This window comes from Ectobacillus ponti (assembly GCF_024294785.1).
In the GTDB taxonomy this organism is placed as follows: Bacteria; Bacillota; Bacilli; order Bacillales; family Bacillaceae_G; genus Ectobacillus; species Ectobacillus ponti.
Window position 1 is genome coordinate 38,774 of sequence record NZ_JANCLT010000002.1, and the last position, 25,066, is coordinate 63,839.

Consider the following 25,066-nt stretch of genomic DNA (forward strand, 5'->3'; position numbering starts at 1 on the left):
TCCAGCTACTCAGTCTCCACTTGCATAGAAGAGCTGTACCGGCCCGTCCCAATCGGGCTTGCGGATTTCCTCATAAGCCGCATAAGCGCCAATCACCTTGCGCCAGAAGTGCTGTGCCGGCACGTTCTCCTCCATCTCCGCGACCTCCCATGTTCCCGGAAAGCGCTGAAACAGCTCCTGTGCCGCCTGCTTGCCAATGCCGCTTTTGCGGTACTTCTTCATCACGAAGAACTCTGCCATGGAATAGTGCGCTTCCATCTTTCGAATCAGGGCAAACCCGGCATACCGGCCGTCCACCTTGAAGAAAAACGGAAATCGATCAGCATCTGTGAAATAGTGGTCCAAGTACATGTACTCGTACAAGCCGTGCTCATTGACGTCCTCCGGGTCAAACTCGCTGAAATCGTATTTATACAGCTCCATTAACCGGCGCAGCACAGACTTCTTCTCAAGCTCTGCTTTTTCAATCACGAGATTCATTTCCCTGCTCCCCTCTCCTGTCTACATATGCTATACTACAGCAAACGTGAGATATTTTTCCAGAGGATGTGAGGACATGGTCAGAAAAGTATTTTGGGAAGACCCGTATTTGACGGAGCTGGACACGACTGTTGTGTCTGTAAACGGCAATGAAATTACCGTGGAGGATACCATTTTCTATGCCTTTTCCGGTGGACAGGAAAGCGATGCGGGAACCATTGGCGGCTGCTCCGTGCTGCAGGCGGTAAAGCAAGGAAAAGAAATCATCTACACGCTGCCGGAGGGGCATGGACTGGCAGCCGGCGATAAGGTTCTCATGTGCATCGACTGGGACAGGCGCTACAGGCTCATGCGGCTGCATTTTGCGGCAGAGCTCATTTTGGAGCTCGTGTATCAGCACCTCGGCGACGTGCAAAAAATCGGTGCGCACATCGCGCAGGACAAGTCGCGCATTGACTTTGCCCTGTCTGACAATATTGCCGCGCATTTCCCGCTGCTGCAGGAACGGGCCCATGCTTTGATCACTGCAAACCACGACATTATCAGCTCCTTCAGCGAGGAAGAAACAGAACGGCGCACCTGGGAAATCCACGGATTCTCCAAGGTTCCCTGCGGCGGCACCCATTTGAAAAGAACGGGCGAAGTCGGGAGCATTTCTCTTAAGCGCAAAAATATCGGCAAGGGCAAGGAGCGCATCGAAATCTACGTTTCGTAGGCCGGCGTCCTTACGGCACAATCTTGGTCATGCGCACCCGCTCTGTCGTCCGCTGCAGCCGCTTCGCAAGCGGCTTTTTCAGCAGCAGCGCCAGCAGAAAGCTAAGCAAGGCAAAGCAGCAAAGGCGCAGGGCATCCATGACGGCGATATCCCACATCACACCTCCGACAGCCTCCCGCAGCATGCTGATGGCATAGGTGAACGGCATGAACGGATTCAGGTGCTGAAAAAACGGTGATGTCATGGCAACCGGAAACGTTGCGCCTGAGCTCGCGATTTGGAGCACAAGAAAAATAATGGCCATGCCCTTCCCGATGTTGCCGAACACGGCGCAAAGCGTATACGTGATTGTAATGAACACGAGGCTGATGAACACACTGAACAGCACAAAGTGCGGCTTGTCCACTACATACGTCTTCAGCAGAAATACGTCCCCGAGCGATACAATCAGCGCCTGGCATACACCGATGGTCAGGAAGGTGAACAAGCGCCCGAAATACCGCTGATAGCCCCGATATTTCCCTTCTGGATCCTCCACCTCCACACGCAGGGACGCCACCAGCAGAGTCGCCCCCACCCAAAGCGCCAGCATGGTGTAAAACGGCGCCATGGCCGAACCATAGTTCGGAATCGGAAAAATCCGCTTTGTATCCAGTGCGACCGCATTCGCCAGAAAGGTGCTGTGCTTCTCTGGATCGTGCTTCAGGAAGTCGATGACCCGATTGAGATCCACACCCTTGTCAAACTCGCGGATGCGGGCAGCCGTCCCGCGCACCTCTTGTTCAAATTTCGGCAGATCATTCCGGGCGAAGTCCGCTGCCTTGTGAATGGCCGATTCAGCAGCCGGCAGCTTTGTCCGGATCAAGTCCGCCGCCCTGTGTATGTCCTGCTCCAGCTTCGGCAAATCCTTCCGCACAAAGCCGGCTGCACGCTGCACCTGTGCCTTCGCGGCAGGCCACTCCTCCTTCATAAATGTGCCGGCTGCCCCGATGAGACGCACCGCTTCCGCCGCGCGCTGCTGCAGAGCATCCTGGTTGGCGGCCACATCCTTCCGCACCCCCGCCAGCTGCTCCCGCAGCTGTGCCAGTGACGCCACATTCTCCCCGCTTTGCTGCAACGCAGCCATGCTTTCCTGCAAGCGCGCTTCCACGGCAGCCAAATTCTGTTCCATATCCGCCACAATGCTTGGCGCCTGCTGCATGGCGGCAAGCTGCTCCTGCAGGCGCACGATCTCTCCTCCCGCCGCTTCCATCTGCGGCAAAGCCTGCTCCACCTTCAAAATGCTCGCCCCGGCCCTGTCCAAGTCTGGAATCCGCTGCTCCAGCACAAGAATTTGCTGTCCCTTTTGCCGAATGTCCGGCAGCTTCCCCTCCAGTTCAATAGCCCTCTGCCCCATTGCCTCAATCTCCGGCAGAGCCTTCTCCAAAGCAAATATTTTTCGCTTTACTTCCTGAATGGCCGGCAGCTCCTGCTCCAGCTTCACACCGGCCTGCTGAAAACCAGTGAGAACGGCATGGCCCACGTTTTCCACAAAGGCCTCCTCCACCTGGGCTGTTACGTTGGAGGCGCCGGACTTTGTAATTTTCGGTGTGACCGCATTGATTTTCTCATTTACAGAAAACAGAATGTTCGGCTTTTGCGGATTTTGCTCCAAAATGCTGGAAAGCTTTCGGGAAAAATCCTTGGGAATGAGCAAAGAAGCATAATACTCTCCATGCCGGACGCCGCGCTCCGCCTGCTTGCGGTCCACAAACACCCAGCCGAGATTCTTATTATGCTTCAGCTTTTCTATCACATCGCCCCCGACACGGATGTGTTTGCCCCGTACCTCGGCTCCTTCATCCTCATTCGTGACCGCAATCGGGATCCCGGACGTATTGCTGTAGGGATCCCACATCGACTTGATGTTCACCCAGGCGTATACAGACGGCAGAATGGCCAGCGCGGCAACAAGGAGCGTTACCGGGAGAACCATCAATATGCTTTTCCAGTCATTTCGATACACGTGCCAAATGTTTCCCACTGCCGGCTCCCCTTTCAGGCGTCCTTTGTTGTCCTTACTATGCGCCCCGCCAGCAGGAAAGATGTATTCACTTTTCCAAAATCCAGTACAGCATTTCAGCGTCAGCCCCCGTTTGCGAGAAGCCATTCTTCTCCAGTACGCGGATGGATGCCGCATTGCCTTTCAAGCACTCTGCCCGCACTGCCTCCGCCTCCCCTGTTGCGAAAGCCCAGCGAATCAGGCCCGCCACAGCTTCCGTGGCCAAGCCATACCCATGATAAGCAGGCAGCAGGCCGTAGCCGACTTCCACTGTCCGCTGTTCATCCGGCTTTCCCTTAAAGCCAAGATCCCCGATTACCTCTCCGTGCCAAACCGCCAGCCAGACGCCCCAGCCATACAAGCTGCTGTCACGCTGCAGGGCCCGCAGATGCCCTTCGATATGGGGGCCGGACGGATAGCTCCACTTCTTCACTTCTTCTGCTGTACATGGCATGAGCGTCAGACGCTCTGTTTGTAGCTGCATCCTTCATCCCTCCCTCTTACAGCTTATCATGCAGGGGAAGACTACAACATTCGTCTCCCTGCCAGCGGGCATGATTTTTTGTTCCCGCTCCTGCTCATGCTACAATGGGAGTATCTAGAACGGGAGGCACGTTATGCGTACGCGATACGAAAATATGGACAAGGTTACAAATGATAAAACCTTCAGCGACATGCGCCGTTGGATGAAGGAACGGCGGGCGAAAAAGAAGGATTTGTCGCGGCAGATTGAACAATACCCCTATAAAGACATCCGCAAGCTGCACCGCAACCAGTACGGCTTTTCCATCACCTGGATCGGGCACTCCACGTTCCTGATTCAGCTGGAGGGCCTGAACATTTTAACGGACCCGGTCTGGGCCAAGCGGATGGGCGTGCAAAAGCGGCTGACAGATCCGGGGCTTGCCATCGCGGATTTGCCGGAAATTGATGTTGTTTTCATTTCACACGGCCATTATGACCACCTGGACTTCGGCAGCATCCGCAAGCTGAAGGGCAACCCGGCCTTCTATGTGCCTGCCGGCTTGAAGAATGCCTTTACACGCCGGGGCTATCGCAATGTTGTTGAAGCAAACTGGTGGGATTCCTTCGACCACAACGGGCTCGTGTTCACCTTCGTTCCCGCCCAGCATTGGACGCGCCGGACGATGCTTGACACCAACACCTCCCATTGGGGCGGCTGGATGATGGAGAATAAGACGCTGCGGCGCTCTGTCTATTTCGTCGGCGATACGGGCTATTTCCGCGGCTTTCAGGAAATCGGCAAGCGCTTTGACATTGACGTCGTGCTCATGCCGATCGGAGCCTATGAGCCGGAGTGGTTCATGGCCGTTTCCCATATCAACCCGGAGGATGCTGTGAAGGCGTTTCAGGAGCTGAACGGCAAGGTCTTCATCCCCATGCATTACGGCGCCTACCGTCTGGCGGACGATACCGGGCCGGAAGCGCTGGAGCGCCTGTACCACGAGTGGGACCGGCTGCTGCTGGAGGAGAATCAACTGAAGGTGCTGGCGCTCGGCGAGACGCTTTGGCCATAGGGAAAGGCTGACCGGAGTCAGCCTTTTTTCACTCTAGGACCTCAAACCACAGCGGGGATTGGTCTCTGGAGTCCCCGTTGTAATTGACCCGGATTTCCTCGTCCTTCGCAATATCTCTTCTTGCATAGAACGAAATGCAGCCCTTTTTTCGATCGGTAATATAGCCGGCGTTGGGTGTATACGAATGGTTGTATAAGGAGCCATAGCCCAAAGCAATGGCTTTGTCCGCCCCCCAGCGAAAAACATAGTTTGTGAGAATACTATCTCTCATGTTTGCCCATTCTTCCTCAGGAATGATCAGGACGGGCGCTTCCTCCAAATATTCACCCTTTTGAATCGCTCTGGCAGCAAACACGCCTCTGCCATACTGTTCTGTTTGTTTCACATAAATCACTGGCAAACCGATCCCCCTCTCATGACAAGTCCTTCAGATGCTGCTGCAGATATTGATTGCGGTTGGTGATAAACGCCAGAATATAGTCAGGCTCCCTATCAAAGACAGCGATAGATTTCCTTTTATAAGGATCCTCTGCCAGATAAGGGCGCAGCTGCTGATGGAAAGCTGTCACCTTCGGCTCTAACGCCTCCACAGTGAAAGAGGTGGCCAAAATCTTCTTCAAAAGGTGCTGATATCTGCTGCGGATGTCCTTCACATCCAGGAGACGGGCTGTCAGCGTGTTATAGCCTGTAATGGGAACATAATCGTATTCCATCACCCTTGCATTCCAGTCTCTTCCCCATGTTGCATCATAGTCCCATGGAATCATTTCATATAGGCCGGTTTTTCCGTTTCGGTATAATGCGTAATTTTGAATGAAGCCATCATAGTTTTGCGTGCAAACAACCCCGCACAGCCACAGCAGATACTTCTCCACATCTACGTATTTCACAATCTCTTTTCCAAAATCCTCGCGGGAAATGGTATTAATATGGGCAATCAAATCTTCCAAATCACGGCTGTCCTCATCCTCTCCCTGCTTTCGGGTGTATCCGGCCAGAAGATTGGATTTTGGTTTATAGCGTGATGCCATTAATGAAAAGTTGGCATAATAGCTCGTAGCATAAAAGATAGGTCCGTCAGACAGCCCTCTTTTATGTAAAAAAAAGGCATCGACTGATTCAATTTGCAAATAGATTCCCATAGGCTTGCCGTTCACCTGTAACAACACATGCTGACAATCCGGTGAGATGCTTCCAATATCCTTAAAAAAGTCAAACGACATTTTGTTCCGCATAACGGATGGATCCAAATACTCGGCATTGAGATGGATTTCACGTCCGCCAAATGCTCTATTATATGCCCCAAAATCCACCCGGTATGATTTCTTTGCCATGCCGCGGGTATGCGCTCCGCGATAAGCAAGCCCCGCCTCGTGGGAAACACCGTCCGCTGACAAGGTTGCAGGAACAAGCCTCTCGCTCCATATATTGCGCTGCAGCACTCTTAAATACGAGGGCTCGATAGAGATATCCAGTACTGGTAAATTGCCCTTCTGCACAATGCTGTCCTCCCTCTCCAATTCTTACCCCAGTATATGAATTGTCCAATCCACTTGCTCATAAATTCCATGAAAACCCAGAACAATCAAGACAACCCTTACATAAACTGCAGTACCTTATGATTTTAAGGAATCTATAAAACAAGGTGGACTGCATATATGGGAAAATCAGGTATTCTTGAACTGATTGGGCAAGCAAAAAGCTTGGGGCTCGATGAGTTCTTGACACAAAACCCGGTTGCAAGAGGAAAGGGCACAGGGAAAGGTTCAGGAAAACGCTCAGGAAAAGGCTCAGGGAAAGGTTCAGGCTCCAGAGGCACTGGCTCCAGAGGCTCAGGCTCCGTGGGCTCAGGCTCCAGAGGCTCAGGCTCCGTGGGCTCAGGCTCTGTAGGCTCAGGCTCCAGAGGCTCTACTACATGCCACAAAGACTACAAAGTATACCGTTTCCGCCGATTGGGCTCCTAAGCCTAAGCTTCTGCAGCGGAAGCAAAGACAGGAAGGGCGGGCCGGTCTTGTCCCGGCTGCGATACGGTCTGTTTTGGGACAGACCCCGGTTTGTCCCAAAACACCATATCTTGTATCACAACCTTTGTGATAGAGACACCCTCTTACTTCAAGCAACAAGCCCTCTGCTTATCAGAAGAGGGCCTTGCTTGTTCAAGGTACGCTCTATGAATTCTGTACATACAGATTCTCATCTTTTTATTTTTCGTCTGTATTGTCTATTTCCTTTTAGCAGAACAAGCATATATATAAATAGAAGTTGAGTGCGTCACACTGCACTTTGACAATAGAAAGGAGAACCGTATAGAATGAGCTTTGAAATTATAGTTCCCATACTTGTATTCAGTATGACCATGCTCGTTATATTCTGGAGACCGAAGGGAATTCACGAAGCATGGCCGGCCACCATCGGAGCTATTATCATCCTGCTGACCGGAACTGTATCCGGCGGCAACTTGCTGGATATTGTGAACAAAATAGGCGGCGCAAGCCTTACCATTCTGGCCACCATCGTTATGGCAGTCACCCTGGAAAGCTTCGGCTTCTTTCACTGGTGCGCCGCCCGGATGGTTGTGCTGGCGAAAGGCTCCGGCTACAGGTTATATTGGCTGATCCAGCTGCTTTGCTTTCTGATGACGATACTCTTTAACAATGATGGCAGCATCCTCATCACAACACATATCTTAATTCTGCTGCTTCGAAATCTTCAGCTCAAGCCCCACCAGCAAATCCCCTACCTATTGCCGGGCGCCCTCATCGCCACCGCCTCCAGCGCTCCCATCGGTGTCAGCAATATTGTAAACCTGATTTCCTTGAACATCGTGCATATGACCTTGTACATGCATACCCTTATGATTTTCGTCCCAGCCATGCTCGGCTTATTATTTATGTCCTCTTTGATGTATATAGTGGTGAAACCAAGGCTGACAAAGCACCTGCCAAACTCCACCTCCGATATGGAACATCTGTTTTTCACAAAAAACTTTCATCCTTTGAAAGGAAATCTTTCCACCGGGACGAAAAGAAAGCGGACAAGGTTCATGCTCAGAATCCTGCTCTTCGTCTTATCCATGCGCGCCCTGCTGTTCGTCGCTTCTTACTTCGCCATTCCAATTGAAATCGTGGCGATTATTGGCTCGCTGGTTCTGCTGCTGTGGAGATGGTATTACCTGGGCGCCACTCCGGCTGATTTGCTGAAGAAAACACCTTGGCAAATTCTTGTCTTCGCCTTTTCCATGTATGTCATTATCTACGGGCTCCACAATACCGGCCTGACCGACCTGCTTGTTTCCATTTGCCAGCCGATTGTGACCCAAGGGCTGTTCCATGCCAGCCTGATGATGGGCGGACTGATCGCTGTTATGTCCAACCTCTTTAACAACCATCCCGCCTTAATGATTGGCACCCTTACCTTAACAGAAATGCAACTGGATCCACTCACACTCAAAACCATCTATTTGGCCAATATTATCGGAAGCGACATGGGGTCGCTGCTTCTGCCGATCGGGACACTGGCCTCTCTCATCTGGATGCACATTCTTCGGCAATATAAAATCCGGATTAAGTGGAAGGATTATTTAAGGGTTTCCCTGATTGTCGTGCCTTTGACAACTATTTTCACACTGCTTTGTCTCTTCTATTGGATTGAACTTATCTTTTCAAAATAGAAATCTATTTCCAAGAAGACTGACTGTAAGCAGCCCTCCCCTCCGGTACACAAGGCACCTGCTGCCTTCGGTGCTGGAGAGGACTCCATAAGCGGGCTTGCTGTGTAAAAAAAAGGTATCCCTCTGATACCTTTCTTCACCGGTGCGTATGCTGTTTCTATGCCGTCTCTCCACCTGTTAAGCTGGAGAATGCATGGCTTTCACATGATGCAGGTTTAAATACACGGTTTCATTGCTTGCTGTAACAATGACAGCCTGGTCGTTCTGCACCTCAATCAGCTTTCCAACTTTATAAGAATGAATACCTAGATCAAATATGACAATTTGGCCCAGAAAAGTGTTTAATTGTTCCTGAAAGGAGCGGGAAAGAGCATCTGAGCTTTGCTTTGGAGCGAAACTCTGCTGATCCAAGCCGTAAGGGAGTTGCCCATCCTTGTAAGGCTTCACCCATTTCACATGCTGCAGTGGAATATATATGCTCTTATACAGAGGGGCATACAGAATAAAATAGTCATCCATCACGTCTGTCACACAGCCCTGCAGCGGCCGATTTCCGGCAGCCAAGACCTCTACTGGCAGTCCCTTTGCAATCTGCAGCGTATCATGAAAGGATGCTGTGGCAGAAAGAACAGATTCCTCCTGCGCTCCGCTGCCCAGTGAAGGAAAATCATGCTCCTGAACGGATTGGTCCAGATTTGAATAGAATTGGACCCTGTGGATGTGAAGGAAAGGAATATAGAAGTACCCTTCTTTCGCATATACGACAAGCAGATCTGTTCCCTCGTCTATCAGTATACCGTCTATGAATTTATCCGCAGACAACTGGACGTGAACCATCTTTGTAATATGTTGTTGAAATCTAGCCAAAACAATCCTTCCTTTATATCAAGATGAAAATGTATATAATTCCCTTCCATGGACTCAAGAGAGAAATAGACCTCCCCTATTACGTGTTCAGTCTAGTTCCCTCTGAGCAGTACTCCATGATGCTTTCTCCATCAAGCTTGCAGCTTATTGGGATTCTTCCTGCTTCTGTTCCTTCTTCTCCTTATCCAGTGTAACGCTCTGGATATGATAGAGCGGCACAAACATGGTTTCGCCTTCGTGCTCGAGAATCAGATTGCCCTTGGATGCACCCACTACAATTCCCTTCAGTTTGCGGTTGATTGTAACACGATGCCCTTTCATATTGACCAGCAATGTCTGAAAGCTGAAGCCGCTGAACAATGGCTCTTGGCAGCCTGCATGGTGTGCTTCATCCTTGCCATCTTCCTTCTTGCCAACTGTGTTGATGCTTTTGACATGCTGCATGGAATAATAGTAGATGCCGTCTTTGCATTCTACAGCACAGTAGTCCTGTCTCATTGTTCTTAACTTTCCTTTTCCCTTTTCCGGACCGGCAAAGTTAACCTGGACTTCATTCCCAAGCAACCTTTTTAACTCTTTTACATACGTACTGTTCAAGCTGTTTCCCCCTTATAAAGGCTATTTCAATAATTTTCAATCTATGATATGTGCGTAAGGGGGACAATGTCTGAGACACTTGACCATTTTCTAAAATAAACAAGGCCGGCTTTCACCGGCCTGATCCAGGCATTTCCTATGCATCCTTTAACAAGGCACCGAGCAGCTCCGGCACACGCTGCCTGAAACAGGAATAGCTGTGCTCCGCCCCTTCCATGATATAAAATTCCACAGGCACCCCTTTTTCCTGCAGCCTATCGCAGATGGCTTGATTGGAAGCAAGAAATGCCCGGCTCACCTCTTCCTCCGGCCCTGCTTCCCGCGTCCCGCAGTCCATATACACTCTCTCCAGTCCGGATAAGTCAGCCGCGGCCAGCACATCCTCCAGCTTCTCCTGATTTCGGTAAAACCCGGCGGAAACTGCGCCAATTCTCTTGAAAATATGCGGATAGCGGATCGCCGCATAGAGAGAAATATGTGCGCCAAGCGAAATGCCCGCCATGAACGTCTGCTCCGGCAAAGTGCGGTATGTATGGTCAATCAGCGGCTTCAGCTCCTGCACAATCCAGTCTACATATTCCGTTCCTCTTGGCGCCCGCGGCTCAGCATCGCCGGACAGCTGCCGGCCCAGCAAACCGCCCTCCCACGGACAATATTCATTGACCCGAAAGCCTTTTTCTGTAGAGATATGAATAGCCGCTACAATGACCTCCAGTCCATTCTCCGCCAAATATTGCTCCAGCCCGAGTGATACGCCACCCACTGCCTCGCTGTCGCGAAATACGTTTTGGCCATCGTGCATGTACAGGACAGGATACCTCTTTTCTCCATAGCCCTCCGGCAAATATACAGTGACTGTCCGATCTGCTAACGTAATCTGCTCCACTTTTCCCCATCCCTTTCATCACTTCAGCTACCTCCCGACAATTCGACAGCAGCAGGAAAATTCCTTCTTCTCCCAGAAAAATATGATGGCAGGCTGAAGAAAGGGAGGATGGGTTATGGAACATATATATCGCGGCTTGCGCTCATTTGGTATTCTCACCATGCTTATTTTTGGAGGCACCTTTGTATTCCGCTGGCTGCTGCGCGGTGAAGCATCAGCAGATCAATTCATTGGATTTGCTGTCGGCCTTGTTTGTCTGCTGACAGCCCTGCTTGTCAAACGAAAAGCAAAGAGACATACAGCTTGATTGCCGGATGAGGAAAAGCCATTCGAGGAACAATATGTAGAACAACTGCAGCATAATGAGCAATCAGACATTTCTGCAGCCTGCCACAAATGAGGAGGAATCGTTCTGAAGCTGGTATTCTATGTATATGCAGCCGCCCTGTTATTGGGCGGCTGTTCAGAGCAGGATGGAGATTTTATCAAATGGACGAACAGCAAGGAGCCCCAGTTCCAGCGTCTGCAAAAGGCCGGCATTCCCTACATTCACCGCGGAACAGACATCCTGATTCCGGACAATTACCGGGAGGAAGCGGCCGCCTGCTGTTCATAAGGCGGCTGTTACAAAAATGTAATATTGTCGAATAGGAGGATTCTCTGTCTAAACCCCGAATCTAATATACCGGAAGCGGAAACCGCTTTCAAAAGAGTTGGGGGAAAGGAAGAGAGAGAATGTTCAAGAAGCTTAAGGGACTTCTGGCTGTTTTGCTCGTATTTGCGCTAACGTTTGCGCTTATACCGGGCAAACAGCCGAAAGCTGCCGTCACAAACGGCACGCTAATGCAGTATTTTGAATGGTATGTGCCAAACGACGGCCAGCATTGGAACCGCTTGCGCAACGACACGGCACATCTTGCCGATCTGGGGGTTACCGCTGTTTGGATCCCGCCTGCCTACAAGGGCTCCAGCCAATCGGATGTGGGCTATGGACCGTACGATTTGTACGACTTGGGGGAATTTAATCAAAAAGGCACAGTCCGCACCAAGTACGGCACAAAATCTGAGCTGCAATCTGCCATCGGTTCGCTTCATACAAGCGGCGTGCAGGTATATGGCGATGTGGTCATGAATCATAAAGCCGGCGCAGACTACACGCAAGCGGTCACGGCGGTTGAGGTAAACCCAAGCAACCGTAACCAAGAGACGTCCGGCGATTACCAAATTCAGGCGTGGACCGGCTTTAACTTCCCGGGACGCGGCAACACCTACAGCAGCTTCAAGTGGCAGTGGTACCACTTTGACGGCACCGACTGGGATCAGTCCCGCAGCCTGAGCCGCATCTACAAGTTCCGCGGCACCGGCAAGGCCTGGGATTGGGAGGTTTCCGGTGAGAATGGCAACTACGACTATCTCATGTATGCGGATATAGACTATGATCATCCTGATGTAGTAAATGAAATGAAAAACTGGGGCACCTGGTATGCAAATACGCTGAACCTGGATGGCTTCCGCATTGATGCGGCCAAGCACATCAAGTTTTCCTTCCTGGGTGACTGGGTGAACTCCGTGCGCACAAGCACCGGCAAGGAAATGTTTACAGTTGCCGAGTACTGGCACAACGACCTTGGCGCTTTGGAAAATTACTTGAACAAAACCGGCTTCAACCAATCTGTGTTCGATGTGCCGCTGCACTATAACTTCCAGGCAGCTTCTTCCCAGGGCGGCTATTATGATATGAGAAATCTGTTGAACGGAACCGTTGTCGGCAAGTATCCGACAAAGGCAGTAACGTTTGTCGAGAACCATGATACGCAGCCGGGTCAGGCGCTGGAATCCACAGTACAGACATGGTTTAAGCCATTGGCATACGCATTTATCATGACAAGACAATCCGGCTATCCGCAGGTGTTCTACGGTGACCTGTACGGTACAAAAGGAACTACAACCCGTGAGATTCCAAACCTGCAGTCTAAGATTGAGCCGATTTTGAAGGCGCGCAAGGATTATGCCTACGGTGTCCAAAACGACTATATCGACAACCCCGACATCATCGGCTGGACACGCGAGGGTGATACATCCCGCGCGAAATCCGGCTTGGCCACGCTGATTACTGACGGCCCCGGCGGCTCCAAGTGGATGTATGTCGGCAAACAAAATGCGGGTGAGGTTTGGTACGATATGACGGGCAACCGCACGGATACTGTCACCATCAATGCAGACGGCTGGGGACAATTTAACGTCAACGGCGGATCTGTTTCCATCTACGTACAGCGTTGATGCAGAGAAAGGGCGGCCGCGGCCGCCCTTTCCTTGTAAACTATCTTTCCTTCTGCAGCAGGGCATTCAACCGGTCGACATGCGTCTGCTGATTTTCCAAAATGGAGTCAATGAGCCGCTTGCTCTCCTCATCCAGCTTGCCGGCCACCTCGTCCTTGGCGACCTCCATGCCATAATAGTCCTCGCCATGCAACGCATTTTCCAAGATAATGCCGGTGTCGCGCGGAATTTTCAGATTGTGCAAATAGCCTTGGATGGAGCCGAGCAAGCCCTCGTCCGTAACGGGTGTGCCGCCCAAATGCTGAATCCGCTCCGCCACACGCATGGCATTCATTTTGTGCTCCTGCTGAATCTGTTGCAGCTCTGCCCGCACCTGCGGATCCGGCTCCTTCTGCATGTAATGCTCGTACCCGTGGATTGCCATGTACTGCCCCTTCAAAAACTTATTCAATTCCTTCACCGTTTGATCCATTCACATACCCTCCTTACGCTTAGTATCCCTCAGGGCTGGTGGCATATCCGCCGGATACGGTATACTGGGAAGGAATATGCAAATGAGAAAGGCGGTACATACCTTGAACGCAGCTGTTTTATATGGCATTTTCGCTCCGGTGCTCACTGTCATGATTACCATAATTGTGACGCCCATCTATAAACAGTATTACACTGCGCCGTTGGCCACATTTATCGGCTTGAACATTGTTACCATCGTCCTGCCGATGTTCACCGGATTCGGCTGGCAGGCACTCTTTGGCTGGTCGCTGTTTTACGCCCTGTTTTCCTTTATCATTACTGTTGCAATTATGAAATCACGGAATAAAGGAAACCCAGCACCATAATAAAAAGATTGTCCGGACAATGTTTGTCCGGGCAGCTTTCCACAATAAGCCTGGGTCAAGGATGCAGCTGTATACCGAAAGCCAACTGTTCCATCTCCACTTTATTTCGTCCGGTAAGCTTGGCCTGATACAAGGCTTGATCTGCTTTTTCCTTCACATCCTCCGCAGCCGCCTCTGTGGCAACCCATCGTGCGGCTGTCCCGATGCTGACTGTCACATAACGCGAAATAGGAGAAGACCCGTGGGGGAGCTGCTGCTCCAAAACCGCTTGGCGCATCCCCTCCGCCAGCTTATGCACAAACTCATCCTCTGCGTCAAACACAGCAACAATAAATTCTTCTCCGCCGAAACGGGCGGCAAGTCCGCGGCCTGCATGCATACTTGCCTGCAGCACACGGGCAACTGTCTGAATTACCTTGTCTCCCTCGAAGTGGCCATACAAGTCGTTGAATTGCTTAAAATAGTCAATGTCAACCATCAGGACGGCAAGCCTTCGCGGTTGGTCTCCTGCGGCAAGCACTTGTCTCACATATTCTCGAAGACCCCTGCGGTTTGGAATTTGCGAGAGCTCATCCATAAGCGACAACTCCTTCAGCTGCTCATTCGCCCTCTCCAGTTCCCGATTCATCTGCTCATTCTCCGCTATTTTCAACGCAAGACTTTCATTTGTCTCTGTCAAGAGCATGCTATTGTAAAAGTTTAGATAGTAACCATTGTAAACCATCCTCGAGGTAAGCCAGCAAAAGAAGATAAATAGTGTTAAATTGATATAATGCCCCATTACGATCGCACTGGATGGCTGAAAGAAAGGCAAACCAATATAAAGGACGGTGACCGGCAAACTGTACAGCCAAAGCATGATACGATTCGGAGTCAGAAATCGGACAGAAACACACATAATATTAATTGCAAAGGCCATGACATTCCCATAATAGCTTTGGTCGGCAAGGGCAAGGACTGCTCCCCAAACCATGAAACAAACAATAAAGATACGCAATCCATTATGATACAACGCAAATTGCGCTTTCCGCTTTTCATCGCCTTTTTCATACCAGCGGACAAACAGAAGCAGTCCTGCACAAACCGCAAACAGCACAAAATACATTGCCGAATAAAAGTCAAAAGGGAATATCTTCTTTGTAGACATGCTGTGCAGGCCAAGCAGGACCAATTCGAACACGCTAATGATTCTCGCAAACAATTTACATTGCTGCATGTTTTCTTTAAATATTTGCTCCTCTAAGAGCTCTCTCTTCTCTTGAGAGAGCACCACATCATTTCTTCCGAAAAGCTTCATGGTTAAACCTCGTCTTATACAATATATTTTTCTTAAGTACAAGATAAATATATAATATAAAACCATCTATTTAAATACTCATTTTAAGCTACAGCATAGAAAATAGACCAACGCTGAACCCCTTGCTTCCGGTTTCCAGCGTTGGTCTATAATTCATGATGATTCAGGTTAGAATGGACCTTGGTCTATGGTTGTTATTGCTCCCTTATACTTTGCAGGTCTCTTGTCACCAGCAGGGCATAGCCCGTGTCAATCGACTTGCCGGTTTGCGCCCGCACAAAGCTTTGCAGGGCATTGATTTGATTCTTTTGCGCGATACCTGTTGCGCTTTGGATGGACTTGATCTTATCAAGCATGCTCAGTGCTGTGCTCTGCTTGGTGATCCAGCCGGATGCTTGGCCGATTGCCACCAATTCATCCAAGTGGGCGGCGTCCATCTTCACTTCCAGTGTGAAGGACTGCTGCGTCTTGTTGCCCGCAATGTCCTCGGCTGTCACAAGCAGTGTGTGGCTGCCAAGCTTCAAGGAGAGCGGCGATACTGCGCCAAGGCTTCTGATTGCCCTGCCGTCCAGCTTGTAGACCGTCTTCGCCACACCGCTCACCGCATCTGCTGCCTGCACTGCCGGAATGGCCGCGTCTGTTTGGAAGAAGGACAGTGCTGTTGCCGTCACCACAGGGGCTGTTTTGTCCGCCTTTGCTTGTACAGCATGTGTGTCTTCTGTGTTGCCCTCGTTGTCGACAGAACGGTATTCCACAGAGAAGGTGCCGTCCGCCAGCACGATCGGCGCTGTGTAAGCCTGCCACTCGCCGCCGTTCACACGGTACGCTGTCTGCTGCACACCGGACATATCGTCAGTGGCGGACAAGGTAATCGTTACATCACTCTTGTACCAGCCGTCATTGCCGTTCGGTTCCGCCGGATCCACCTGCGCCGTTGTCACCGGCGCCTGTACATCCTTCACACGCACAAGCTCCTTCGTGTCGCGGACACGGATGCGGTTGCCCTTTGCGTACTTGCCTGTCAGGCCGGCTGCCTGCAGGGTATCGCCGATTTTCAGGCTTGGAACCGGGCCGCTTTGCGTTACGATGTAGCCGTCGGTGAAGACGAGAATGTCACCGGAGCCGTCGTTGATGATGTAGGAGTTGTCGTCGTACTTCTCCTTCACTTTTCCCGTCACTTGGACAAGCATGCCTTGGTTGCCTTCCGCATTTGCTTCGCCGGTTGTCACGCTCTTCGGCTGTACCGGATCCCCATGGCCGATTTTGATAACATCCTTCGCGAAGTCTGTGTACTCCAGTTCTACGTTGTTTTCAAAGATTTTGATATGACCATAGATGCGCACCTTGTCGCCAAGCTCCAGCGCGCCGTCCGGCACATCATGGAACGCCATGACACCGCCGGAAGCATCCTGTACGTAAAATGCATCGTAGAATGTGCCGGCTTTCGTTGTAACGGTGCCTTCCACGACCGCTTCTGTGCCTTCAGCCTTTTGTCTTGCATCGGCAATCGGCGCAATCTTTGTGCCGCGGTCTGCCAGCCAGTTGATGGCGTTCAGGCCGAGCTCATCGTTGCCCTTTGGTGTGTAGGACTCATCCAACTGCTTGTCGTTGATAAAGTTCATACCTGTAACCACGATGCGTCCCTTGCCGACTGTCTCGGAGGCAACTGCCGGAATCGCAGAGCCGCCCTTGTCATCGGACACAAGGTCATACGCCATATAGCCGGATGCCACTGCTTCCTGATAGGTTGTTTCGTTGCCGCTTGCCAGCACCGTGACTGTATCGCTGTCCGTCAACGGCTGGTGCCCTGCTTTCTCCAAGCTGGAGCCGCTGTAGTATTCCAGTGTATCGGCGCGGTCTGTGATATAGTTGTTCACCGGCTTTAAGTGCATGCGCACGGCAAACGGAGATTTCACCGGATCAGACCAGAAGTTGCCTTCCTTTGTCTTATCAAAAATGCCATCGTTGTTGATGCGGATGGTCGCGCCCATTTCTTCCAGCAGGTCATTGTTAATGACAGAGTTGTTCTTGTAGTTGCTTTTATCAGCCAGGAACAACGCGCCGCCATTCTTGACAAAGTTTGCCACAGCCGTGTTTTCCTCGGCTGTCAAATCTGTCTGCGGATGTGTCAGCACCAGCACCTTCACGTTTGCCAGCACGTCATCCGTCAGTGGTTTTGTATTCTCCGTAACGGTGTAGCCTTCGCGCTGCACCATTTGGGTGAAGGTCTTAAAGTTATTCTTGTAGGTGCCCGGGTCAGTGGATGTGTTCTCATTTTTATGAGCCGCATCAATCATGACTGTAATACCCAGGGATTGCTTCACATTGATTTGCTTTACAAACTCATTGTCCGCCGGATCATCGCCCTGCGGTGTGTCTACAACGGCAATGATGCTGTGGCTGCCCGCTGCCGGGTTTTGCCAAACCGCGCTTGCCTTGCCCACGCCTTTTGCCGCAATCTTGGCGATTGTTGCTGTGCCAATCAGGTTTGCTTCTTTCTTTTCGTCAGCGTAGAACTTCACGCCTACATTGGCCAGTTCAGTAGAACCGAGGTTGCTGATGCCCGCTTCCACCGTTGCCGGGTTGCCTGATGTCACGGCATTGCCGGCCACCTCAACGCCGCTGACACGAACGTCAACCGGCTCTTCCTTCGTCCAAACAGGCGCGGAGTAAATGCGCTGTCCGTCCATTTGTGTCACCTTCACGACAAACCACTGCTGGCCGCCTGTTACCGTGACCTTCGGATTCCAAGTGAAATCCTTTGTGTTTGGCTTGATGGAGTCCACCACCTTGCCGCCGTTGGTGATGAGTTCCACAGACTGAATGCGGTCATCAGACTTGAAGGATGCCGGCAGGAAGCTGTATTCCTTCATGGAGTTGTTCTCTTCCACCGCATCGGAGCCGTTGATGGTAAAGGACAGGTTCTTGCTGTTGATGACAGAGCCCATGTACTGGCCGTTCGCCAGCATGTCCAGCTTGAAGTTCGGATCTTCTTCAAAGTAGACGCGGTAGTTGCGCATAGATCTGAACAGGGAATCCTGGGACAGGTCATCCGCTACAATTACGGTGCGCTGCATCGTTTGGCCCCATGTGCCGTCATGGTTGTCCTCGCCGTAGGTCGGCGCCACGTGCCAGCCAAGGTCCAAAGCGCTGTAGAATTTCTTTTCTGCATTCGCGTAGCCATAGTTGCCGGAGCCGTTGCCGACCTCGAGCATCGTGAACAGCTTATCCACGTTTTTATCATATGGCATGAAGTTGTTGAACGCATTGGCGGACATGTCCGGATGGTTGAACTGTGCCGCAACGTTATCGTACGTCAGCACCCAAGCATAGTACTGGCTCAAATCCTGATACTTGCCTGCATTCATTTTACGGTCAATAAAGTTATCTGTGCCGAATACGTTGGAGTGGCCCCATGTTGTGGACGTCATTTCAAACGCCGGGAACACGACGTATTCGCCGTTTTTCGTATATTGCTTGGCAACGTCCTTTGTCAGCTGCCAAGCAGCGCCGCCTGTGCGCTCCTGCTGCCCCTTATGGTCGACTGTATCCTGCCCGACAAGCTCCGGATCGATATCGTGGGAGTGGTCAGAGAATGCGAACCAATCATAGCCATGGTCCTTTCCAGCCTGTGCCGCCTGTACCGGTGTACCTGCGCCGTCATGGGAAATGTTCGTATGGTTATGTGTTGTGCCGCGGTAATGGCCGCCGCCGGTAAATGGCTTCAGCAGCTCGAAGCTCCAGGAGAACTCGCTCATGTTGCCCTTCTTGTCGTAAGCTGTGACCTTGGCAGTATGTGCGCCAAGCGCCATGTCTGCTTCCGGCGTAAAGGCAGCCTGTGTATCCGTTACTGTTGCCGCCACCGGCTGTCCATCGATTGTCAGCACGGTTTTCGCTGTATCAATTCCATTTGGATCGTTGATTTGCACGGAAATATCTGGACGCTGTGTTTCCACCTTTATATCTTTGGACGGCTGTTCCGCGTTAAAGGTTGGACCGACTATATCCTTCACAACCTGCACAGCATGCGGCTGGTCCGCAGTGGCAGTCTGCTTTGTGCTTGTCGCATTTTTGGCTTCAATATAGTAGACAAAGCCTTCGGCTGGTACAGATGCCGCCGGCAGGACTGCTGTATACTGGTCTTGGTCGCCCTTCGCCATGGTAAGCGCCTCATAGGAAGCGGCTCCTGCTGCTTTATAGTACACCTTTGCCGTGTCCGCTCCTTGCACAGTTGCGTTGAAGATTACATCTGCGCCTTCAGGAGTTGTTGTCAAGGCTGTATGTGCCAGTTCCAATGAGAAGAAATTGCTGATATCGGCGCTGCTGCGCGGATACAGCTGATAGCCGCTGTCGTACGGAGAAGTAGAGTCGTACTGCCCGACAATTCCCGTCACTTCGTAGGATGCGTTCAGCTGCAGATTGCTTGCTTGAATGCCTGTGCCGGCAGCGACACGCACCGTAACGGCTTTGCCCGCATCATCAGTCATGGTTATATTATAAGAGCCGGCTGTGTTTGTCGGAATGTTTGTGATTTTGCCGCGTACCGTTACAAGTGTGCCTTCCAGCTTTTCCGCTGTCACATAGCTCAGCAAATCAGCGAGAGCTGCTGGTGCCGGCGCTGCAGGATTGTCTTGGCTGATGACTTGAACAGATGCTGGAACCAGCTCCGTCAAACCATTAAAGAAGTCCACCTGGCCAATCACCTTGACCCGGTCGCCCGCTTTCACTGCCGCGTCGCTTTTAAATACGTTGATGCCGCCGCTCGCATCCTGTATGTAGAAGGAGTTGGCGCCCAGCACCTGATTGGCTACGGTTACAATCCCTTCAACTCTGACAGTCTGGCCCTTCAGCGTTGGTGTGCCGGTGCTGTCGTTTTGGCGCAGTGCGCTGATTGGTGTTGTATCGCCTTCAATTGGAGACACGGAACTTTGCGGATTCGGGGTTGTAGCAATAAAGTCCTGGGAGTAATCATCTGTGTCCCAGCCATTTCCCTTTCCAGCTCCCGCACCTGACGGATCTGTACCGTCATTTGCCAGACGCTCAACACTCTTGGCAGTAGATGGGGCTGGCGTTCCCGCTATCCCGGTATTGTTTCCGTACGCCACCAAATCCACAATACTGTCATCTGTCATAGTGGTAAGCGCTGTCTGTTTATTGACCAGAGCAACCTTACCAGCCGCACCTCCCATGGCCAGGGCAGAAGCGTAAGCATCTTCCTTAACCGGCAGATCTGCCGCACTTGCAGCGGATCCTGAGCCTGATCCTTTTAGCAAATAGTAGCCATAGGCCTTAATGGTGCCGGTCAAGTTGTAGGCCTTGAAAGATGTTGTGCTTGAGCTGGCATACTGTAGGGACCATTGGCTTAAGTCAATGTCTTGGTCAGTTGGATTGTACAGCTCAATATAATCGTTCTTGTAAGCACTAGAGCTGCTGCCGCCCCCGCCGTACACTTCACTGATGACGACATGGCTGGCCTTGGCAGCATAAGCCGGGACAGTGAACTGCGGCAGAAGCGTTCCGCCGATTAACAGCGATGATAAGCCAAAACTCGTCCACTTGCGAAAGTTTTTGCTCCGCATACAATTCCTCCTAGAGTAAGATAGTTATACTCTACTAATGTACCATATATTTAAACAGAAAATATTAAAAAATATATGTTTTTTGTAAATTTGTCGTTTTGTGTCATTTCTTCAATAATTTTTGCACTATAACGGAGAAAATCCTCGTATAATGGAGACGTACAGTACAATACGGGGGAGGAAGCACGACTTGAGAAGCTTTTCTAATAAAGTAATTTTTTCCTTTTTTTCTATCTTTGCAGTCCTTGCGATGCTCGTTCCGCAACTCGGTTCAGCCCATCCGCTGAGTGCCGGTTTTACAACCCTGCAAATTGGAGATAAACAGACAGATCTCATCTATTCTATTGATTCCCTTTCTATTATTGAAGGCTTTGAAAGTGACAAGAATGAGAATGAATCACTGGAGGATGCTGAACTGAAGGCAGTGGAGCGCCGGGTGGAGGAGTGGGTGGAGGACGGCCTGCTTCTCGAGAAGGACGGACGGCAGCAAAGCGGGGAATTGAAGAGCATGAAGCTGGAGCAAAAAGGGGACAAGCAGGTTGTCACCTTCCACTTTATTTTTCCGAAATACAGTGCCGGACAAACCATTACGCTGATTGACGGCATTTTATATAAAAAGGAAAATTCAGCGGGCTACACAAACTTTTTGACAGCAGAGTATGCCGGGCAGGCAAGTGAAGCTGCCTTACAGGGGAAAAATCGGACCTGGACCATCCTGCTGACGGAAAATCAGCAGCAGCAGGGTGCCGTCGCACCGCAGGAACCTTCTTCCGGTTGGATGTCCTTCTTCACCCTTGGCATGGAGCACATCATCACCGGCTATGACCATCTGCTGTTTCTGCTGGCGCTGCTCATCCGCAAGCAGACGCTGAAGCAATATATCATGACATTGACAGCTTTCACCATCGCACACAGCATCACACTATCGCTGGCGGTTCTTAACATTGTACATCTGCCTTCGCGTCTGGTGGAGTCAGTGATTGCCCTGAGCATCTGCTATGTCGCATTGGAGAATATATTCCGCAAAGAAGTTTCGCAGCGCTGGATTGTCACATTCCTCTTTGGGCTCGTGCACGGCTTTGGCTTTGCCGGCATTCTGCAGGAGATGAGCATATCCAAGTCGCATTTGGCCGTGGCACTGCTGAACTTTAACCTTGGCATTGAAGCCGTGCAGCTTGCGCTTGTGCTTCTCTTCCTTTGGCCGCTGTATCAGCTGCACCGCTTGAAGCAATATAAGCGGGTGGTCATGGGAATTTCCGCATGCACCCTTGTGCTTGGCGCTGTTTGGCTGGCGGAGCGGCTGCTCAGCTAAAGAGGACGGACTGGCCTTTTGTGCCAGTCCGTTTTTCCATAGAATCAAATAATATAAGTCTCCTATATCATCTGCTTCGGCTCCGGAATCGGCAGCGACAGCGTCCGTGCAATCTGTTCGCTCTGCTCCTTCCGGATGTGCCGCAGCTTGGCCCGCTCCATGGCCACCGCATGAAGCTGCTTCTCTTCTTCTGTCTCCGGCACCACCTTCGGCACCGGTGCCGGGGCGTTATCCTCGCCGAGCGCGACAAAGGTGATGAAGGAGGTCGCCGCCACCCGCTGCGTGCCAAGCTTCAAATCTTCGGCAATTGCTTTCACAAATACCTCCATGGAGGTATTGCCGGTCCAAATGACGAAGGCTTCATAGCAAATGCTGTCGCTGTTGTGGACCGGGCAGAGGAAGTCCACCCAATCTATGGAAGCTGTCACGCAATTATGGCGGGCGTGCTTCACTGCCGCCATTGAACCAACAACGTCCATTTCGGCCAAAATTTTGCCGCCGTACAAGGTTCCCTTATGGTTCAAATCTGACGGAAACACATGGCTTGCTTTGTAGACCCTGGAATCCCCGACCGGCCTTTCTCCTGCTAATCCAATTTTCCTCATGCTGAATGCCTCCCTTTCTCCATGAAAAAAGCCCTCTTTGGCGAACAAGAGAAGCTGACAGACATGGTGAAACAGAGTTGGAGACCAACAGATTTCAAGACGTGCATCACTTCTCCCTATTCCGCGTAGGTTATAAGTATATAACAATAGGCAGGTCTCCTGACTTGGCTTCTATGCAGGCTGTACCCTTCCCGTCCCGCCGGACAGTGGTATATCACAGCATGCTCCCCCTTACAGTGGCGCGACCGCGCCGGACTTGCACCGGCTTCCCTCTTCAGCAGGGCTTATGCCCTGCACCTATTGCCTGAGTATATAATTATCAAAATTTTCTAACAACATATTGTATACATTACAAGATTATGTATATCTTAGCAACTATTTCTTTCAAACATACCCCTGTATTCCGCTCTGAAATGCTTCTTCATCACCGTTTTCCATGCCGTGCAGCGCCTCCTGCAGCGCAAAGGTTTCCCTGTAAAAGCGGATGCGCGGCAGCAGCTGGTCCCCCTCCTGATAGTGCTGCAGGCATTCCTGCAAAAAGTCTTCGCCGTAGCAGGCCAACAGCCCGGCAAAGTCATAGGCCGGATCGCCGAGGGCTGCCCCGCCAAAGTCAATGATGCCGGAAATGGACTGTTTGTCATACAAAATGTTGGATGCACCGAAGTCACCGTGAATAACCGCCGTTGTATAGGAAGCTGTCCCACTGGAGAACAACTGTGCCACTGCTTCCCTTGCATCCGGCCGCATAAAGGAAAACAGCTTTTGCTGAGTTCTTTCATACAAGTGTGCCATATCCTGCGCGGCATCCCGCAGATAGGAGAACTCGGCTGCCGGCAGACGATGCAGTGCCTGCAGGAATTCAGCCAACTGCTGTGCCAGGCGGCCTTTCTCTTTTACAGCGGCAAAGTCCTTCCTCCATAGCGGCCGGCCGGAAAGCAGCCTGTAGCCGACAAAGGCACGGCCGGGCGCTTCATCCAAGAAGACATACAGCGGCTCAGGCACCGGCAGTGGCAGTGGCACGCGCTGCTGGATTTGCAGCAGCAGCACCGTTTCCTGGCGCAGCTGCTGCAGTCCCTGCCCGTACTTTGGAAAACGGAATACCAGCTCTTCATTCACAAGAAACACCGCGTTATTTTGCCCATTCATATTTTGCTCCATTGTCCGAATCTGCAAGTCTGGAAGCTTCTCCTGTATGTACCCCTTATTCATCCTCCAGCTCCTCCCGATACTTCTTCCGCATCCACCGGGCTCCCGCTGCAAAGAGAAAAAAGCAAGCAGCTACAATACCGCCGGCACCCAATGCTTGTCCGGCCGGTGCTGCGAACAGGCCAACGCCTGCGAAGATGCCTCCAATAAGCAGCGCAGTCAATATGATACGAGCATACGAAAATAAAAATTTGGTCATGCCGGCATCCTCCACAAGTGCCGTGGAAACACGCAGTGTATGCAAAGTGAACACAAGCACCGTCACACTCAGCAATGCCAAGAGCGGCGACTTCGCCAAAGCTGCAGCCCCCTTTGTCACGGTTTCATAGCCCAGTAAGCTGATAGTACCAGCGGTTTGGACAAAAAAGGCCAAGCGAATGCTCTTTAACGTCTGTAATGCCAATCTCTCATCACGCATCCTTACATCCCCCTATCCACCCAAAATATCTCATCCAACGTCTGCCCCACCACATAACAGATTTCCAAACAAAGCCGCAATGTCGGGTTATACTTCCCTTTTTCAATCAGACTGATCGTCTGCCGCGTCACCCCGACTCTGTCCGCCAGCTCCTGCTGCGTCAGACCGCGCTGCATCCTGGCTGCCTTCACACGATTTTCCATATAACACCACCTGAACCCATTGTAACATATACCTTCCATTATGCAACATATATATTACATCACAACCAAAAGGACAGACCTGTTCAGGTCCGCCTCTCTTGTCTCTGCAGCGCCAGCCAAAATACAAGGGACGGGAGAAAGGCGACGATGACAAAGAATGCCTCTCCATCCGCAGGAAACAGGGTGATCAGCGGATACAGCGCAGCATTGTACAGCATGTACGGCACCCACGCAAAGCCGCCGTCCGTGAAAAAGTAGCAGCTGCCCCACAGCAGAATGCCGATGATGCTGACAAGGGACACGGAAAGAAGATTCTCCTGTTTCGTAGAAAGCTTTCGCAAATACCGCTTGCCTGCCCAATAATAGAATAAGAGACCCACGAGACAGAAAAAGAGAAAGATATAGTCTGACAGGCCGTCAGCCGCAATCCGGAGACGGATGAGCAACTCCATGGCTGCCCCTGCTCCAAACCAAATGAGCATGCCGATGACGGCATGCAGCAATAATGCTGTTCCCTGGTTTCTCCACATACT

24 protein-coding genes and 1 riboswitch are annotated in these 25,066 nt (G+C 51.3%); of the genes, 8 read left to right on the forward strand and 16 right to left on the reverse strand.

Going from position 1 to position 25,066, the window contains the following annotated elements:
- Positions 1-9: 9 nt before the first annotated feature.
- The gene (locus tag NK662_RS03690; protein ID WP_254757548.1) at positions 10-480 is read right to left on the reverse strand and encodes a GNAT family N-acetyltransferase; all 471 of its coding nucleotides are present in this window, start codon (positions 478-480) and stop codon (positions 10-12) included.
- A gap of 76 nt (positions 481-556) precedes the next feature.
- Here NK662_RS03690 and NK662_RS03695 point away from each other — a divergent pair, with 76 nt between their 5' ends.
- Entirely contained in the window at positions 557-1,195 is a 639-nt protein-coding gene (locus tag NK662_RS03695) for an alanyl-tRNA editing protein (RefSeq protein ID WP_254757549.1), read from the forward strand.
- Positions 1,196-1,205: 10 nt separating this feature from the next.
- On the opposite strand, the gene NK662_RS03700 is transcribed toward NK662_RS03695, so the two are convergent.
- On the reverse strand, positions 1,206-3,218 hold the full coding sequence (locus NK662_RS03700) for a YhgE/Pip domain-containing protein (protein WP_254757551.1): 2,013 nt from the start codon (positions 3,216-3,218) through the stop codon (positions 1,206-1,208).
- A 67-nt stretch (positions 3,219-3,285) separates the two neighbouring features.
- Positions 3,286-3,720 carry a GNAT family N-acetyltransferase gene (locus NK662_RS03705; protein ID WP_254757553.1) on the reverse strand — a complete coding sequence of 145 codons (435 nt, stop codon included), beginning with the start codon at positions 3,718-3,720 and terminating at the stop codon, positions 3,286-3,288.
- A gap of 133 nt (positions 3,721-3,853) precedes the next feature.
- Here NK662_RS03705 and NK662_RS03710 point away from each other — a divergent pair, with 133 nt between their 5' ends.
- On the forward strand, positions 3,854-4,774 hold the full coding sequence (locus NK662_RS03710; protein ID WP_254757555.1) for an MBL fold metallo-hydrolase: 921 nt from the start codon (positions 3,854-3,856) through the stop codon (positions 4,772-4,774).
- Between the two features lie 28 nt (positions 4,775-4,802).
- Here NK662_RS03710 and NK662_RS03715 read toward each other — a convergent pair whose 3' ends face one another.
- Together NK662_RS03715 and NK662_RS03720 are read right to left on the reverse strand one after the other, a co-directional pair.
- Positions 4,803-5,168: an SET domain-containing protein gene (locus NK662_RS03715; protein WP_254758020.1), complete on the reverse strand. Its 366-nt coding sequence runs from the start codon at positions 5,166-5,168 to the stop codon at positions 4,803-4,805.
- Positions 5,169-5,187: 19 nt separating this feature from the next.
- A complete protein-coding gene (locus tag NK662_RS03720; protein WP_254757557.1) occupies positions 5,188-6,273 on the reverse strand; it encodes a CotH kinase family protein in 1,086 nt (361 codons plus the stop codon).
- Positions 6,274-7,085: 812 nt separating this feature from the next.
- Between NK662_RS03720 and NK662_RS03725 the strand changes: the two genes are divergently transcribed.
- Positions 7,086-8,444 (forward strand): arsenic transporter, encoded by a 1,359-nt coding sequence (locus tag NK662_RS03725; RefSeq protein ID WP_254757559.1) that lies wholly within the window; start codon positions 7,086-7,088, stop codon positions 8,442-8,444.
- A gap of 177 nt (positions 8,445-8,621) precedes the next feature.
- Here the strand turns inward: NK662_RS03725 and NK662_RS03730 are convergent, their stop codons facing one another.
- The 3 genes from NK662_RS03730 to NK662_RS03740 form a co-directional block, all read right to left on the reverse strand.
- Positions 8,622-9,311, reverse strand: a complete 690-nt coding sequence (locus tag NK662_RS03730) for a YwrJ family protein (protein ID WP_254757561.1) — start codon at positions 9,309-9,311, stop codon at positions 8,622-8,624.
- A 144-nt stretch (positions 9,312-9,455) separates the two neighbouring features.
- Entirely contained in the window at positions 9,456-9,908 is a 453-nt protein-coding gene (locus NK662_RS03735) for a hypothetical protein (protein WP_254757563.1), read from the reverse strand.
- A 136-nt stretch (positions 9,909-10,044) separates the two neighbouring features.
- Positions 10,045-10,794 (reverse strand): alpha/beta hydrolase, encoded by a 750-nt coding sequence (locus tag NK662_RS03740; RefSeq protein WP_254757565.1) that lies wholly within the window; start codon positions 10,792-10,794, stop codon positions 10,045-10,047.
- Between the two features lie 115 nt (positions 10,795-10,909).
- On the opposite strand from NK662_RS03740, the gene NK662_RS03745 reads away from it, so the two are divergent.
- The 3 genes from NK662_RS03745 (at position 10,910) to amyS (ending at position 13,074) form a co-directional block, all read left to right on the forward strand.
- Positions 10,910-11,101: a hypothetical protein gene (locus NK662_RS03745; RefSeq protein WP_254757567.1), complete on the forward strand. Its 192-nt coding sequence runs from the start codon at positions 10,910-10,912 to the stop codon at positions 11,099-11,101.
- Positions 11,102-11,245: 144 nt separating this feature from the next.
- A complete protein-coding gene (locus NK662_RS03750) occupies positions 11,246-11,410 on the forward strand; it encodes a hypothetical protein (RefSeq protein WP_254757569.1) in 165 nt (54 codons plus the stop codon).
- Positions 11,411-11,529: 119 nt separating this feature from the next.
- Entirely contained in the window at positions 11,530-13,074 is a 1,545-nt protein-coding gene (amyS, locus tag NK662_RS03755; RefSeq protein ID WP_254757571.1) for an alpha-amylase, read from the forward strand.
- 40 nt (positions 13,075-13,114) lie between these two features.
- On the opposite strand, the gene NK662_RS03760 is transcribed toward amyS, so the two are convergent.
- Positions 13,115-13,546 (reverse strand): DUF2383 domain-containing protein, encoded by a 432-nt coding sequence (locus NK662_RS03760; protein ID WP_254757573.1) that lies wholly within the window; start codon positions 13,544-13,546, stop codon positions 13,115-13,117.
- Between the two features lie 82 nt (positions 13,547-13,628).
- Between NK662_RS03760 and NK662_RS03765 the strand changes: the two genes are divergently transcribed.
- Positions 13,629-13,913: a DUF2651 family protein gene (locus NK662_RS03765; RefSeq protein ID WP_254757575.1), complete on the forward strand. Its 285-nt coding sequence runs from the start codon at positions 13,629-13,631 to the stop codon at positions 13,911-13,913.
- Between the two features lie 55 nt (positions 13,914-13,968).
- On the opposite strand, the gene NK662_RS03770 is transcribed toward NK662_RS03765, so the two are convergent.
- Together NK662_RS03770 and NK662_RS03775 are read right to left on the reverse strand one after the other, a co-directional pair.
- Positions 13,969-15,210 (reverse strand): diguanylate cyclase, encoded by a 1,242-nt coding sequence (locus tag NK662_RS03770; RefSeq protein WP_254757576.1) that lies wholly within the window; start codon positions 15,208-15,210, stop codon positions 13,969-13,971.
- Positions 15,211-15,404: 194 nt separating this feature from the next.
- Entirely contained in the window at positions 15,405-20,789 is a 5,385-nt protein-coding gene (locus NK662_RS03775) for a DUF4350 domain-containing protein (RefSeq protein WP_254757577.1), read from the reverse strand.
- Between the two features lie 190 nt (positions 20,790-20,979).
- On the opposite strand from NK662_RS03775, the gene NK662_RS03780 reads away from it, so the two are divergent.
- On the forward strand, positions 20,980-22,101 hold the full coding sequence (locus NK662_RS03780) for a HupE/UreJ family protein (RefSeq protein WP_254757578.1): 1,122 nt from the start codon (positions 20,980-20,982) through the stop codon (positions 22,099-22,101).
- A gap of 62 nt (positions 22,102-22,163) precedes the next feature.
- On the opposite strand, the gene NK662_RS03785 is transcribed toward NK662_RS03780, so the two are convergent.
- From NK662_RS03785 to NK662_RS03805, 5 genes are all read right to left on the reverse strand, one after another.
- Positions 22,164-22,706 carry an acyl-CoA thioesterase gene (locus NK662_RS03785; RefSeq protein ID WP_254757579.1) on the reverse strand — a complete coding sequence of 181 codons (543 nt, stop codon included), beginning with the start codon at positions 22,704-22,706 and terminating at the stop codon, positions 22,164-22,166.
- Between the two features lie 132 nt (positions 22,707-22,838).
- Positions 22,839-23,022, reverse strand: a riboswitch (cobalamin riboswitch).
- Positions 23,023-23,090: 68 nt separating this feature from the next.
- A complete protein-coding gene (locus NK662_RS03790; RefSeq protein WP_254757580.1) occupies positions 23,091-23,915 on the reverse strand; it encodes a phosphotransferase family protein in 825 nt (274 codons plus the stop codon).
- Positions 23,908-24,330, reverse strand: a complete 423-nt coding sequence (locus NK662_RS03795) for a hypothetical protein (protein WP_254757581.1) — start codon at positions 24,328-24,330, stop codon at positions 23,908-23,910. Before NK662_RS03795 ends, NK662_RS03790 begins: the two co-directional genes overlap by 8 nt.
- Positions 24,331-24,332: 2 nt before the next feature.
- Positions 24,333-24,533: a helix-turn-helix transcriptional regulator gene (locus NK662_RS03800; protein WP_254757582.1), complete on the reverse strand. Its 201-nt coding sequence runs from the start codon at positions 24,531-24,533 to the stop codon at positions 24,333-24,335.
- A gap of 83 nt (positions 24,534-24,616) precedes the next feature.
- Positions 24,617-25,063 carry a hypothetical protein gene (locus NK662_RS03805; protein WP_254757583.1) on the reverse strand — a complete coding sequence of 149 codons (447 nt, stop codon included), beginning with the start codon at positions 25,061-25,063 and terminating at the stop codon, positions 24,617-24,619.
- Positions 25,064-25,066: the final 3 nt, after the last annotated feature.

Excerpts from the sequence above, each read along its gene's own strand:
- NK662_RS03790 (WP_254757580.1), bottom strand. The coding sequence starts at position 23,915 with ATGAATAAGGGGTACATACAGGAGAAGCTTCCAGACTTGCAGATTCGG.
- NK662_RS03765 (WP_254757575.1), top strand. The coding sequence starts at position 13,629 with ATGAGAAAGGCGGTACATACCTTGAACGCAGCTGTTTTATATGGCATT.
- NK662_RS03795 (WP_254757581.1), bottom strand. The coding sequence starts at position 24,330 with ATGCGTGATGAGAGATTGGCATTACAGACGTTAAAGAGCATTCGCTTG.
- NK662_RS03805 (WP_254757583.1), bottom strand. The coding sequence starts at position 25,063 with ATGTGGAGAAACCAGGGAACAGCATTATTGCTGCATGCCGTCATCGGC.
- NK662_RS03705 (WP_254757553.1), bottom strand. The coding sequence starts at position 3,720 with ATGCAGCTACAAACAGAGCGTCTGACGCTCATGCCATGTACAGCAGAA.
- NK662_RS03770 (WP_254757576.1), bottom strand. The coding sequence starts at position 15,210 with ATGAAGCTTTTCGGAAGAAATGATGTGGTGCTCTCTCAAGAGAAGAGA.
- amyS (WP_254757571.1), top strand. The coding sequence starts at position 11,530 with ATGTTCAAGAAGCTTAAGGGACTTCTGGCTGTTTTGCTCGTATTTGCG.
- NK662_RS03785 (WP_254757579.1), bottom strand. The coding sequence starts at position 22,706 with ATGAGGAAAATTGGATTAGCAGGAGAAAGGCCGGTCGGGGATTCCAGG.
- NK662_RS03775 (WP_254757577.1), bottom strand. The coding sequence starts at position 20,789 with ATGCGGAGCAAAAACTTTCGCAAGTGGACGAGTTTTGGCTTATCATCG.
- NK662_RS03690 (WP_254757548.1), bottom strand. The coding sequence starts at position 480 with ATGAATCTCGTGATTGAAAAAGCAGAGCTTGAGAAGAAGTCTGTGCTG.
- NK662_RS03760 (WP_254757573.1), bottom strand. The coding sequence starts at position 13,546 with ATGGATCAAACGGTGAAGGAATTGAATAAGTTTTTGAAGGGGCAGTAC.
- NK662_RS03745 (WP_254757567.1), top strand. The coding sequence starts at position 10,910 with ATGGAACATATATATCGCGGCTTGCGCTCATTTGGTATTCTCACCATG.
- NK662_RS03725 (WP_254757559.1), top strand. The coding sequence starts at position 7,086 with ATGAGCTTTGAAATTATAGTTCCCATACTTGTATTCAGTATGACCATG.
- NK662_RS03695 (WP_254757549.1), top strand. The coding sequence starts at position 557 with ATGGTCAGAAAAGTATTTTGGGAAGACCCGTATTTGACGGAGCTGGAC.
- NK662_RS03800 (WP_254757582.1), bottom strand. The coding sequence starts at position 24,533 with ATGGAAAATCGTGTGAAGGCAGCCAGGATGCAGCGCGGTCTGACGCAG.
- NK662_RS03710 (WP_254757555.1), top strand. The coding sequence starts at position 3,854 with ATGCGTACGCGATACGAAAATATGGACAAGGTTACAAATGATAAAACC.